The 13,611-nt window shown below is 55.3% G+C and carries 11 protein-coding genes; 10 read left to right on the forward strand and 1 reads right to left on the reverse strand.

The window, feature by feature from the left end; all coding sequences use genetic code 11:
* The first annotated feature begins 13 nt into the window (after nucleotides 1-13).
* Both HV302_RS18140 and HV302_RS18145 read left to right on the forward strand, forming a co-directional pair.
* A complete protein-coding gene (locus tag HV302_RS18140; protein ID WP_181626383.1) occupies nucleotides 14-2,158 on the forward strand; it encodes a hypothetical protein in 2,145 nt (714 codons plus the stop codon).
* Nucleotides 2,128-2,844, forward strand: a complete 717-nt coding sequence (locus tag HV302_RS18145; protein WP_047358025.1) for a DUF3142 domain-containing protein — start codon at nucleotides 2,128-2,130, stop codon at nucleotides 2,842-2,844. The genes HV302_RS18140 and HV302_RS18145 overlap by 31 nt, the downstream gene beginning before the upstream one ends.
* Here the strand turns inward: HV302_RS18145 and cueR are convergent.
* Complete coding sequence (gene cueR, locus HV302_RS18150) at nucleotides 2,841-3,251, reverse strand: Cu(I)-responsive transcriptional regulator (protein WP_029139441.1); 411 nt, start codon at nucleotides 3,249-3,251, stop codon at nucleotides 2,841-2,843. The genes HV302_RS18145 and cueR overlap by 4 nt on opposite strands.
* A 290-nt stretch (nucleotides 3,252-3,541) precedes the next feature.
* Here cueR and HV302_RS18155 point away from each other — a divergent pair, with 290 nt between their 5' ends.
* From HV302_RS18155 to copA, 8 genes are all read left to right on the forward strand, one after another.
* Nucleotides 3,542-5,686 (forward strand): TonB-dependent receptor plug domain-containing protein, encoded by a 2,145-nt coding sequence (locus HV302_RS18155; RefSeq protein ID WP_181626384.1) that lies wholly within the window; start codon nucleotides 3,542-3,544, stop codon nucleotides 5,684-5,686.
* A 2-nt stretch (nucleotides 5,687-5,688) separates the two neighbouring features.
* Complete coding sequence (locus tag HV302_RS18160) at nucleotides 5,689-6,513, forward strand: heme/hemin ABC transporter substrate-binding protein (protein WP_016152100.1); 825 nt, start codon at nucleotides 5,689-5,691, stop codon at nucleotides 6,511-6,513.
* A gap of 18 nt (nucleotides 6,514-6,531) precedes the next feature.
* Nucleotides 6,532-7,878: a heme anaerobic degradation radical SAM methyltransferase ChuW/HutW gene (hutW, locus tag HV302_RS18165; RefSeq protein WP_019076190.1), complete on the forward strand. Its 1,347-nt coding sequence runs from the start codon at nucleotides 6,532-6,534 to the stop codon at nucleotides 7,876-7,878.
* Nucleotides 7,879-7,881: 3 nt separating this feature from the next.
* Entirely contained in the window at nucleotides 7,882-8,376 is a 495-nt protein-coding gene (hutX, locus tag HV302_RS18170; RefSeq protein ID WP_016155886.1) for a heme utilization cystosolic carrier protein HutX, read from the forward strand.
* The gene (gene chuY, locus HV302_RS18175; protein ID WP_016152097.1) at nucleotides 8,376-8,999 is read left to right on the forward strand and encodes an anaerobilin reductase; all 624 of its coding nucleotides are present in this window, start codon (nucleotides 8,376-8,378) and stop codon (nucleotides 8,997-8,999) included. The genes hutX and chuY overlap by 1 nt, the downstream gene beginning before the upstream one ends.
* A 51-nt stretch (nucleotides 9,000-9,050) precedes the next feature.
* Nucleotides 9,051-10,043 carry a FecCD family ABC transporter permease gene (locus HV302_RS18180; RefSeq protein WP_220131618.1) on the forward strand — a complete coding sequence of 331 codons (993 nt, stop codon included), beginning with the start codon at nucleotides 9,051-9,053 and terminating at the stop codon, nucleotides 10,041-10,043.
* Nucleotides 10,040-10,810 carry a heme ABC transporter ATP-binding protein gene (locus tag HV302_RS18185; RefSeq protein WP_016152095.1) on the forward strand — a complete coding sequence of 257 codons (771 nt, stop codon included), beginning with the start codon at nucleotides 10,040-10,042 and terminating at the stop codon, nucleotides 10,808-10,810. Before HV302_RS18180 ends, HV302_RS18185 begins: the two co-directional genes overlap by 4 nt.
* Nucleotides 10,811-10,956: 146 nt before the next feature.
* Nucleotides 10,957-13,458, forward strand: coding sequence for a copper-exporting P-type ATPase CopA (gene copA / locus HV302_RS18190; protein ID WP_181626386.1), 2,502 nt, complete (start codon nucleotides 10,957-10,959; stop codon nucleotides 13,456-13,458).
* Nucleotides 13,459-13,611 lie beyond the last annotated feature (153 nt).

Raw genomic sequence — 13,611 nt, forward strand, 5'->3', positions numbered from 1 at the left:
AGGAAATAAGACTATGGTCAGGAAGACACCCCTTGCCTTTGCCCTTTGCTCATTATTGGTCGCCGCCCCGCAGGTATTCGCCTCTTTCGATATGGAAGACTGCAAATGGAGCGACGACAGCTGCCTGCTGAAAGGCACGCCCACCTTCAACCCGGAAAACGACAGCCGCGATAACCTGCTGCGGCTGCTGAGCCAGGAGAAATCATTTGCTCTGCCGGTGCAGTCGATGCCTGCGGACATCACCCGCTCCCGCGATTTCTATTTTGCGTATCATCCGCAGTGGGATGACATTGCCCCACAGCCAGCCGCAGCGCAGGTATCTGCCGAAGACAGCACCCTGTCCCGACAGATAGCCGAACTGAACATTAGCGCAGACGAAATAAACGTCAACGACGCTGAGCTTGAGAACCGTCATGTTTCGAATAATACCGCGAGCGTCAGCGCGTTTTTTGCCGCACTGCTGGCCGACTCAACGTTAACGGCAAATCAGCGTCAGGCCCTGGCCCAGGCGCGTACAGGACTGTTATCCGGGGCAACCCGCGAGCAGATTGAGTCATCGCTTGCCACTCTCCCGGCAGATTCTCCAGCTCAGTCCTACAAAAGCTATCTGGCAGCGGCCGCCAGTTTTTATGCCGGTGATTATGCCAGCGCCGAACAGGATTTCGCTCAGCTAGCCAAAAGCGATCGTCCGTGGCTGGCTGAGACCGCGCAATACATGCTGATACGTGCGGCGTTGAACAAAAGCAGCCAGAACAGCGTGGGCGAGTACGGCGATTTTGATATCGCAAAAATTAACCGCGAGGACGCTTCTCAGGCTCAGACGCTGGCGCAAGCCTATCTGCAACACTACCCACAAGGCCTGTACGCCGCTTCCTCGCACGGTATGCTGCGTCGTATCAACTGGTATTTACAGGCGTGGCCGCAATTGGCGGGGTTGTATGAGCAGACGCTTCAGCAATCGGCTGACGCACAGCAACTGCGTGAGATCGTCATCGAATACGATAATGTCTACGGCATGGCGTTCTACGAACAGTCCGTGGTGGAGGCTTTCCCCGATGCGCCGCTTGTCAGCTATATCGAACTGCTGCGCGCGTTGCGCCTGAATAACAACAACAAACCAACGCTGACGCAGGCCCAGCTTGACGCCAGCAAACCGGTGTTTGAGCAGAGCCAAAAACTGCCGCTATGGCGCGATCTGCAGCTGAATCTGTGGCTGGCAACGGGCAACTACGCGGCGATTATTTCGGCAGTTACCCCGGCGCAGAAACTTCCGGCCCACGATACGCTGGCCTTCAGCGAACAGGTGCTGTACGGCGAAGCGCTGATGGGCCAGCAGAAATGGACCACGGCACGTGATTTCTGGCAGACATTGCTGAAGCTCAGCCAAGACAACGAACAGCAGCAGTATGTGCAGGCTAAGCTAGCCGCGACGCTGGTTTATAGCGGCGACGTGGCGGCAATTTTCGCCCCAGAAAGCGCAGTAACCAACCTGCGCTTTCGCTCGCAGGTGCTGAAAACCCAGGCCACGCCTGAACTACTGCGCCAGCAAGCCGTCCACGGTCCTAATAACGAAGAGCGTACCATCGCCCTGCATACGCTGCTGGTGCGGGATCTCACTGAGCATCGCTTTGACGACTGGCTGAATGACAGAAAACTGGCCAGCGCCATTACGCCGCCGGTCATTGGCGAAGCGTTTGATGACGTTAATCTGAGTATTTTCGACTGGAACGGCGACTCTGCCGAGAGCGGTTATACCTGTCGCAGCCTCAATGAAACGGTAACGGTTCTGAGCAAACAAGCACATGATGCCCACGCCCTGAACTGCTTAGGCGAATTTTTCCGCACTACGCAAACCCACGTTGATTTATGGAAAAACAGTTCCGGCAACGATGTGCTTGAATCAGCAATCTCGCGCAAGAAACCGTTCGGCCAGTTCGACAGACAAAGCTACTACCAGCAGGTGATCACATCGCCAAAAGCAGAGGTTGAAGATAAGAGCTTTGCGCTGTATCGCGCCATCATGTGCTATGCGCCGTCAGGCTCTAACGAGTGCGGCGGTGAGGAAGTAGATAAACTACAGCGTAAAGGCTGGTTCACCCAACTGAAAACGCAGTATCCGGGAAGTCCGTGGGCGCAAAAACTCAAATACTACTGGTAACTGCGCTGCTACTCGGCCAGGCGCAGGCGGCGGAAATCGTCGCCGCCCGTGAACATCCGGCCTTCTGGCTATGGTCCGGAGTGAAGGCCAGTGACGAGCTGAAAAACGCACAAACAGTCTATCTGCATCAGGGCGAAGTCCTGGTACGTTCAGGTAACGTGGTGTTCCAGCGTCTAGGACTGCCGGTTAATCGCCTGACTTTCCCCTCTATCTGGTTGACCGTGCGCTTTACCACACTCGACGTACCGGAGGAGATCCCGGCGCGCATCATACGCTTGATGCAACGCTGGCAGGCGGCCGGGAATCACGTCATCGGCCTGCAGGTTGATTTTGACGCGGCGACCCATCAGCTTGCCGATTACGCCTACTTTCTGCAGCAGTTACGCCAACGGCTACCGACCGAGTTTGCACTTGGCGTAACCGGACTACTGGATTGGGCAAAAACGGGCGACGTCGCCACGCTGAACGCGCTGGCGGTCGATGAACTGGTGGTCCAGAGCTATCAGGGACGTCACACGGTACCGAATTATCAGGCGTATCTGCCCGCCCTCAGTCGTCTGCGCATTCCATTTAAGCTGGGGCTCGTACAAAACGGTAGCCGGGACCCGCAGGCTGAAGCGCAGCTTGAGAAATCACCGTGGTACCGTGGCACGGTGGTGTTTATGCTTAATCCGCCACTCCGTTAAGCCTTCGCTTTATGGTGGCAGCAGCCGGAGAGATTATCAATAATCGGGCATTCGGCGCTGTCATCGCCAGGGCAACTCTCCGCCAGCGCCAACAAATGCAAGCGCATAGCCTGCAGCTCGCTGATATGGCGCTCAATGTCCGCCACCTTTTCTAACGTACGCTTTTTCACATCTGCGCTGTGACGCGCCGGATCGTTAAACAGGTTCACCAACTCGCCGCACTCTTCCAGGTTAAAACCAACCTGTCGTGCCTGTCGTAACAGCGTAAGCTCATTCAGATGCTGTTGGTTGTATGTGCGATAGCCATTTTCGCTACGCAGCGGCGGCGTCACTAACCCCTTTTCTTCGTAAAAGCGTATCGCTTTGCTGGTTAAACCGGTTTTTTTCGCAACATCGCTAATATTCACATTTCCCCCGCTGATCTTGTTGGTACTGAGCCACATTATAGCCCACATTGCCGTAATCCTTTACCCAAGAACCCCGCGCATTTTCCACCATCACAGCGATGCACAAATCCTTTTAATTCACATCGTTATATCCGATTCAGATCACATTTCAGCATTTATTGACCACGCAAAATTGACTCAAATCAAAAGATGTATCGGTTCTGCACCTTTCATCTTGAACAAAGGGAAACAATTTTATATACAAACGCGAATGATAATGATGATCATTTACATTCAATAAAGGTTCTCTTATGTTGCCACGGATTAACCAAAGGCCATTTATTCTTTCAGCCCTGACATTATGCATGTCCGGCGCTACTTTTGCAGCGACCTCTCCAACACACGGTTCAACGTCCGACGAAGATACGGTGATCGTTACGGCTAACCGCACAGAAAGTAGTCTCTGGGATAGCCCGGCAACCATTCAGGTTATCGATCGCCAGACGCTACAAAACTCCACCAGCGTTTCTCTTGCTGATGATTTACAAGATATCCCCGGCGTCGAAGTTACCGATAACGCTCTCGCAGGTCGGAAACAAATTCGTATCCGTGGCGAAGCTTCTTCGCGGGTGCTGATTTTGATAGACGGCCAGGTCGTCAGCTACCAACGTGCCGGACAAAACTACGGAGCCGGTTTACTGATTGACGAATCCGCGCTGGAACGTATTGAAGTGGTCAAAGGCCCTTATTCTGTCCTCTATGGTTCGCAGGCAATTGGCGGCGTCGTGAACTTTATTACCAAAAAAGGCGGCGATAAGCCTTTGGGTGGTAGCGTTAAGGCTGTTTATAACTCCGCAACGGCAGGATGGGAAGAGTCAGCGGCAGCCTGGGGAAGCATCGGTAACTTTGACTACCGCATCAATGGCAGCTATTCCGACCAGGGGGATCGCGATACACCTGACGGAAGATTGCCCGACACCAACTTCCGTAATAACGGTCAGGGAGTGTGGCTTGGCTACAACCTCGATCGCCACAAAATTGGGCTCTCACTCGACCGTTATAAGCTATCCACTCAAACCTGGTTTGACGATCCCGAAGGTCAGTTCGACGACTTTAGCGTCAAAATTCCTAAGCTGGAACGCGAGAAAATCGGTCTTTTCTACGACTACGCGGCCGACGGGGATTACCTGAGGAACATCCATTTTGACGCATACACCCAGACAATAGAGCGCAAATTTGAAAACCGGGTCAAAACGACCCAGATTATCCCCAGCCCGATGATTAAAGCGCTGACGGTAAGCAATCAAACCAATACCAACGACAAACAATATACCCAGGGTGTAACGCTGCAGGGCAATATCTCCCTTCCAGCTAACAACACGCTGGTGATTGGCACCCAGTATCAGCATGACAAAATAAAACAGGACACGGACGGCAGTACACGCCAGACCGCGGCTACCGGCTTCTTCGATACGCAAACCCGTACCCTGTCATATAACGAAGCAGAACAAAGCAACACCTCACTGTTCGCGCAAAACGACTGGCGCTTTGCCGATGACTGGACGTGGACCGTGGGCGCACGTCAGTACTGGCTGTCTTCGAAACTCAATCGCAACGATACGCAAACTATCCAAAGCAGCGGCACCACCTGGCAATCCACCGGGGGAAATTCCGTTCACGATGATGAACTGGTGACCTCGACCAGCCTGCGCTATTCCGGCTTTGAAGATCTTGAACTTCGGGCTGCATACGCCCAGGGCTATGTCTTCCCCACGCTTACTCAATTGTTCATGCAGACATCCGCCGGCGGCAGCGTTACCTACGGCAACCCAAACCTGAAGGCGGAACACTCAAATAACTATGAGTTGGGCGCGCGGTATAAAGGGAATATGTGGCTGATTGACGGCGCCATTTATTACTCCGAAGCCAAAGACTATATCGCCAGTCTGGCCTGTTCAGGCCAACCCGTTTGCAACGGCAACACCACCTCTTCCCGCGGCGGCTATTACTACTACGACAACATCGATCGTGCCAAAACCTGGGGCATGGAATTAACCGCAGAATACAACGGCTGGGCGGTTTCCCCCTACCTGAGCGGTAATCTCATTCGCCGTCAATACGAAGGCAACACCATAAAAACCTGGGATACCGGCGAACCCACGCTGACCGGGCGCGTTGGCCTGAAACATACCTGGTTGATGAATGTCGCTAACGTGACGTCCGATGTCTTTATTCGCGCGGCGTCCCGCGCCAAAGATAATACCGGCACCACGGAAATAAACTATCCAGGCTGGGCCACGCTTAACCTCGCATTCAACACCGAGTTTGGTCCGCAGGACCAGTATCAGGTCAACCTCGCGCTCAACAACCTGACCGACAAGCGTTACAGAACCGCGCATGAATCTATCCCAGACGCTGGTTTCAATGCCGCTGTTGGCTTTGCGTGGAATTTCTGACGATGAAAAAACTCATGATTGGCTTACTGAGCCTCGCCTGTGTTTTCAGCGCCCAGTCCGCTGACCGCCTGGTGGTGGCGGGCGGTTCGCTTAGCGAACTGATTTACGCCATGGGCGTCGGCAACCGGGTGGTTGGCGTCGATGAAACCACCTCGTACCCACCTGAAACTGCCGCGCTCCCGCATATCGGCTACTGGAAGCAGTTAAGCAGCGAGGGCATTTTATCGCTGCACCCGGACAGCTTTATCACCTGGCAGGATGCAGGCCCTCAAATCGTTTTGGATCAGCTCCGGGCGCAGAAAGTTAACGTCGTTACATTGCCGCGCGTACCGGCCACCGTCGAGCAGATGTACGCCAACATTCGGGAGCTGGCTCAAACGCTGCGCATTCCTGAACAAGGTGAAGCGCTGGTCAATCGCCTGCATCAACGTCTGGATCGTGTTCAGCACAGCGTGGCGGCGAAAAATGCGCCGGTCAAAGCCATGTTCATTCTCTCCGCTGGCGGCAGCGCGCCGCAGGTCGCCGGCAAGGGCAGCGTTGCCGATGCCATTATGACCCTTGCGGGCGCACAAAATGTCGCCACCCACGCGCAGTATAAAAGTTACAGCGCAGAGTCGCTGATCGCCGCCAACCCGGAGGTGATCGTGGTGACGTCGCAAATGGTGGATGGCGATCTGGCTCGTCTGAGCGCGATTGCCGGTATTACCCACACTGCGGCCTGGAAAAATCAGCGCATTGTGGCGGTAGACCAGGCGCTGATTCTGGGAATGGGGCCTCGCGTCGCCGATGCGGTTGAAGCCCTGCACCAGCAATTCTGGCCTCACTAACTGGATTTATAAAAAAGAATGAAAACTGAACACTCGCTGGATCTCACCGCGCATTTTGCGCTTGAGGGAAGTCAGCCCTTTAAGGATCGCCGCGCCACAATGCCATGGCGCGGGGCGATCCCGATTGCCAAAGAGCTATTGTCACAAACCTGGCAGGATGTTATCAGCCAGCCTACCCCGCCGCGTAAACGGCTGGTGTACTTGCATATCCCTTTTTGTGCAACGCATTGTACTTTCTGTGGTTTTTATCAAAACCGGTTCGAAGAAGATCACTGCGCCCGCTACACCAACGCGCTGTTGCGCGAAATCGAGATGGAAGCCGATAGCGCATTACATCAGTCAGCCCCAATTCACGCCGTCTATTTTGGCGGCGGTACGCCTTCCGCGCTGTCAGCACGGGATCTGGGCAGAATCATCACCGCGCTGCGTGAAAAGTTACCGCTGGCACCGGACTGCGAAATTACCATTGAGGGACGAGTGCTCAATTTTGACGATGCGCGAATTGATGCCTGCCTTGACGCTGGCGCCAATCGGTTTTCGATCGGTATTCAATCTTTTAACAGCCGGATCCGCAAGAAAATGGCGCGCACCTCAGACGGCCCGACCGCAATTGCCTTTATGCAGGGGCTGGTAAAACGGGATCGTGCCGCCGTGGTATGCGATCTGTTGTTTGGTCTGCCAGGACAAGATGCAAAACTGTGGGGCGACGATCTGGCGATTGCCCGTGACATCGGCCTCGACGGCGTAGATCTTTATGCGCTGAACCTGATCCCCAATACACCGCTTGGCAAAGCAGTTGAAACCGGGCGCACAACCGTTCCCTCTCCCGCCGAACGTCGCGATCTCTATCTTCAGGGTTGCGATTTCATGGACAGCGCAGGCTGGCGCTGCATCAGCAACAGCCACTGGGCGCGTACCACGCGTGAACGCAATCTGTACAACCTGCTGATTAAACAGGGAGCGGACTGTCTGGCATTCGGCTCAGGCGCCGGGGGATCAGTCAATGGCTATTCCTGGATGGTCGAGCGCAATCTGACAACATGGCATGAATCTATCGCCGCCGGGAAAAAACCGCTAATGATGATGATGCGTACCGCCGAGCGTGGTTTCCAGTGGCGACACACTCTCCAGGCGGGCATTGAAACTGCCCGCGTTCCGCTGGATGAACTGACGCCTCATGCACAAAAACTAACCCCGCTACTGACCCAATGGCATCACGCAGGACTGACGCGAGATGCCAGCACCTGCGTGCGCCTGACCAATGAAGGGCGTTTTTGGGCAAGCAATATTTTGCAGTCTCTTGATGAACTTATTCAGGCACTTAACGCGCCGCGCATTGCGGTAGAACAACCATACCAGGAGTGAATTATGAGCCATGTCTCTTTACAGGATTTTTTGAAAACTGAACCGGACGGTACGCTGGAAGCTATCGCTGCCCAGTACAACACCACGCTGCTGGAGGTGGTGAAAAACCTCCCCTCCCCGACGCTGGTTTCCGGCGATCAATTTGATACTGTCTGGGAAACCGTCAGCGAATGGGGCAAAGTCACCACCCTGGTCCATACTGCTGATGTCATTCTGGAATTCACCGGTGAATTACCTTCCGGATTCCACCGTCATGGCTACTTCAACCTGCGCGGCAAAAAAGGCATGACCGGTCATATCAAGGCAGAAAACTGTACGCATATTGCCCTGATTGAACGCAAATTTATGGGAATGGACACCGCGTCCATTCTCTTCTTTAACCAGGCGGGTAGCGCGATGTTCAAAATTTTCCTCGGTCGGGATGAACATCGACAGCTACTGGCCGAACAGGTCAGCGCCTTTCACGCGTTGTCTTCATCTTTAAAGGAACATGCCTGATGGCTCCATGGCTCATTTTTGGTGCGGGTGGTAGCGGCGTCGGAGCGAAAACGCTTGAACTCGCACTGGCGGAACAACGTCCGGTGATTGCCGTCGTTCGCAACGCACAGGTCGCTGCTGGGTTGCAGGAAAAAGGTGTGCAGGTCTTCATCGGCGACGCCTGCGATAGTCAGGTCACCGCCTGTGCCTGTCGCGCAGCGGGTCAACATGCCACGGTGATCTCCTCCATGGGCGGCGCCCAGGATTATCTGGCGCACAGAACCGTCATTGATGAAGCAGAAAAAGCGGAGATCAAGCGCATGATTCTGGTGACCTCACTCGGCTGCGGTGACAGTTGGCCTTTTCTTTCTTCACGCGCAAAGGCCGCATTTGGTCAGGCTGTACGGGAAAAATCGTTGGCTGAAAGCTGGCTACAAACCAGTCGACTGGACTACGCCATTCTCCGCCCCGGCGGTTTGCTGAACGGTGCAGCCACCGGCCAGGCGCAACGAATACAGGCTCAGGAGTGTCACGGCTTTGTAATGCGTGCAGATGTTGCGAAGCATATTCACGAACTGGCCACTGCGCCAGCACTTAATAACCAGATTTACAGTTTGGTTGAGCCGGGACTGAAACCCGCGTAAACCCCTCACGGCGCGGGAACTCCGCGCCGCAAAGACGTTATGGAGCGTTACGTGCTTAAGGACTCGCTTTCTTCCGTCAGCATCCTGACGGGTCTTTCTCTTTTGCTGGTTGCTCTGATGCTCTTCGGTGCCAGCCAGGGGGCGCTGAACATTAGCTTCAGCGCTCTGTTCAACGACGAATATCGTGATATCTGGTTAAACATCCGCCTGCCTCGCGTGCTGCTGGCCGTTCTGGTCGGTGCTGCGCTGGCGACGGCAGGGGTCATCATGCAGGGACTTTTTCGCAATCCGATGGCCGATCCTGGCCTGCTTGGCGTCAGCAGCGGCTCCGCGCTGATGGTCGGCATCGCGATAGTTATCCCATTTTCGTTCCCCGTAGTGCTGGTGCTGTATGAGCAGATGATTTTTGCCGTCGCTGGCAGCATGGTGGTCTGCACGATTATTTTCCTGATAAGCCAGCGTCATAACCACGGTGGAATGATGCAACTGCTGTTAGCCGGTATCGCTATCAATGCCCTGTGCGGTTCGGCTATTGGCGTACTGAGCTATGTGGGCGACGAGCAGCAGCTACGTCAACTTACATTGTGGATGATGGGAAATCTCGGCCAGGCCCAGTGGCCAACGCTGTTGGTTGCCAGCACGTTTATTCTTCCAGCCATTGTTGTCACCGTCTGCATGGCGGGAACGCTTAATTTACTGCAGTTGGGTGATGAAGAGGCGCATTACCTCGGCGTAAACGTCAAACGTAAGCGGCAGCAGTTACTGTTGCTCAGTTCGCTCCTGGTTGGCGCTGCGGTTTCCGTCAGCGGCGTAATTGGTTTTATTGGCCTGGTGATCCCACATCTGATCAGAATGACGACCGGCGCCGATCATCGCTGGTTGATTCCCTGCTCTACGCTGGCCGGTGCCTGTTTACTTCTGATTGCCGACACGTTGGCCCGCACACTTGTTCAGCCAGCCGAAATGCCCGTTGGCCTGTTAACCAGCCTGATCGGTGGACCGTATTTCCTGTGGTTAATACTGCGTAGCCGGAGGGTGTCATGATCGTCGCTGAAAATCTGGTCTACCACATTCAGGGAAGACGACTGACCGACGACGTTTCCCTGACGCTACCTGATGGAGAGATCATCGCGATTCTTGGCCCGAACGGAGCCGGGAAGTCGACGCTGCTACGCCAGCTTACGGGATATCTGCAGCCCCACAGTGGGCGTTGTAGCATGTTTGGCAAGCCGCTGGACAAGTGGTCAATCACCGAGCTGGCAAAAACCCGTGCCGTGATGCGTCAGAATAGTCATATGGCCTTCCCGTTTAGCGTTCAGGAGGTCATTCGCATGGGCAGACATCCGTATCGTACGCGCAACACGGGCGATGAAACGGAGTACATCATGGCATTGTGTGATTGCCAGACGCTGGCCGCACGCGATTACCGGCATCTCTCGGGAGGAGAACAACAACGGGTACAGCTGGCGCGCCTGCTGGTTCAGCTTTGGGAGCCCGAGCCTGGGCCGAAATGGTTGTTTCTGGATGAACCCACCTCCGCGCTGGATATTCACCACCAGCAGCACCTTTTTCGTCTGCTACGTCGTCTGGTGCGTGAACGACAGTTTAACGTCTGCTGCGTCCTGCACGATCTCAACCTCGCGGCGCGCTATGCCGACCGTGTGGTATTGATGGAACGCGGCAGGATAGTTGATAACGGATATCCGCAGGATGTTCTGAAGCAACGGTCGCTGAACGCGCTGTACGGTGCCGATCTCACGGTCATAAATGAACCGGAGCATCGAACGCCGATTATCGTCCTCAATCAATAACAGACCGGGAACCCCTGACGTGGCGTTCCCGTTTTTCTCCCTTTACACCCTTTTTTCACCTTTTCTAAAAACGCCCTTGACCTTCCCCTTGCTGTAAGGTTTAACCTTTATCACAGTCAGTTAATCCTGCAAAAAAGGAGTTGGTTATGTCTCAAACAATCGATCTAACCCTGGACGGCCTGTCCTGTGGTCACTGCGTAAAACGCGTTAAAGAAAGTCTGGAACAACGTCCGGACGTTGAGCAAGCGGATGTCACCGTGACAGAAGCGCATGTTACCGGGAGCGCCAGCGTAGAAGCGCTGATTGAAACCATTAAACAAGCCGGTTACGGCGCGGAGTTAAGCCACCCAAAGGCTAAACCGCTGACGGAGTCATCAATCCCGTCGGAAGCACTGGCAGCGGTCCCTTCCGAGCTTCCGGCAGCTACGGCTGATGATGACAGCCAACAGTTGCTGTTAAACGGCATGAGCTGCGCCAGTTGTGTGACCCGCGTACAAAATGCATTGCAAAGTGTACCGGGCGTCACGCAGGCACGGGTAAACCTGGCGGAACGCACTGCGCTGGTAATGGGCAGTGCCTCCGCCGCAGATTTAGTACAGGCGGTTGAAAAAGCGGGCTACGGCGCAGAAGCGATTGAAGATGATGCTAAGCGTCGCGAGCGTCAGCAAGAAACCGCCGTGGCAACCATGAAACGTTTTCGCTGGCAGGCAGCCGTCGCGCTGCTCCTGGGTATCCCGGTCATGGTATGGGGCATGATTGGCGACAACATGATGGTGAGCGACGACAACCGCAGCCTGTGGCTGATGATTGGTCTGGCAACGCTTGCCGTGATGGTTTTCGCGGGCGGTCACTTTTACCGCAATGCGTGGAAAAGCCTGATGAACGGCACCGCGACCATGGATACGCTGGTGGCGCTGGGTACGGGGGTGGCATGGCTCTATTCCATGAGCGTCAACCTCTGGCCACAATGGTTCCCGATGGAGGCACGACACCTCTATTATGAGGCCAGTGCAATGATTATCGGTCTGATTAACCTCGGACACATGCTGGAAGCGCGGGCTCGCCAACGCTCGTCTAAAGCACTGGAAAAACTGCTCGATCTGACGCCGCCGACCGCGCGGGTCGTCACTGACGAAGGTGAAAAGAACGTGCCGCTGGCAGAGGTGCAGGCTGGAATGTTACTGCGCCTGACCACCGGCGACCGCGTTCCGGTTGATGGCGAAATCACTCAGGGTGAAGCCTGGCTGGATGAGGCCATGCTGACCGGTGAGCCGATTCCACAGCAAAAAGGTGCAGGCGATAGCGTCCACGCCGGTACGGTCGTACAGGACGGTAGCGTGCTGTTCCGCGCCAGCGCTGTTGGCAGTCACACCACGCTGTCGCGCATTATTCGTATGGTGCGCCAGGCGCAAAGCAGCAAACCGGAAATTGGCAAACTGGCCGACCGCATCTCCTCGGTGTTCGTTCCGGTCGTGGTCGCCATTGCGCTGGTCAGTGCGGCTATCTGGTATTTCTTTGGACCGGCGCCGCAGATTGTCTATACGCTGGTAATCGCCACCACCGTCCTGATTATTGCCTGCCCTTGTGCGCTGGGTCTGGCAACGCCGATGTCGATTATTTCCGGCGTTGGGCGTGCCGCTGAATTTGGGGTGCTGGTACGTGATGCCGATGCGCTGCAGCGCGCCAGCACGCTCGATACCATCGTGTTTGATAAAACCGGGACGCTAACTGAAGGCAAACCACAGGTTGTCGCCATCAAAACGTTTGCCAATACCGACGAAGCGCTGGCAATTCGTCTGGCAGCGGCCCTTGAACAGGGTTCCAGCCACCCGTTAGCCAGGGCGATTCTGGACAAAGCAGGTGATGTCACGCTGCCGCAGGTCAACGGTTTCCGTACGCTGCGCGGTTTAGGCGTCAGTGGCGAAACGGAAGGTCATTCGCTGCTGCTGGGAAACCAGGCGCTGCTCAATGAACAGCAGGTAGATACCACTGAAATGGAGGCTGAAATCACCGCTCAGGCTTCCCAAGGCTCAACCCCGGTACTGTTAGCGATTGACGGTAAAGCGGCAGCGCTGTTAGCGGTACGTGATCCTCTGCGTAGCGACAGCGTGGCAGCACTCCAGCGTCTGCACCGCGCCGGGTATCGTCTGGTGATGCTCACCGGCGACAACCCAACGACCGCCAACGCCATTGCCAAAGAGGCGGGTATTGATGAGGTGATTGCTGGCGTTCTGCCGGACGGTAAAGCCGAGGCGATTAAACGTCTGCAGAGCCAGGGGCGTCAGGTTGCCATGGTCGGTGACGGTATCAACGATGCGCCTGCGCTGGCTCAGGCTGACGTAGGGATTGCCATGGGTGGCGGCAGCGATGTGGCGATTGATACCGCCGCGATTACGCTGATGCGCCATAGCCTGATGGGCGTTGCAGATGCGCTGTCTATCTCCCGGGCAACGCTGCGCAATATGAAGCAGAACCTGCTCGGCGCGTTTATCTATAACAGCATCGGTATCCCCGTTGCCGCCGGGATTTTGTGGCCGTTCACCGGAACACTGCTCAACCCGGTCGTTGCCGGGGCGGCGATGGCGCTCTCCTCCATTACCGTGGTGAGCAACGCTAACCGACTGCTGCGCTTCAAACCTAAAGAGTAAGCCTTTACCGGATGTCGCTCTGAACGGGGCCCCAAATCATTCGCGTTGCCTCAAGGCGGCAAGTATAAAAACCCCAGGAGCATAGCCAACTATGTGACTGGGGTTTTTGCACGCTGCCAATAAAGAGGCTGAGCGAATGATGAAGTGTATTTG

The organism is Citrobacter sp. RHBSTW-00859 (genome assembly GCF_013729795.1).
Classification (GTDB): domain Bacteria; phylum Pseudomonadota; class Gammaproteobacteria; order Enterobacterales; family Enterobacteriaceae; genus Citrobacter; species Citrobacter braakii.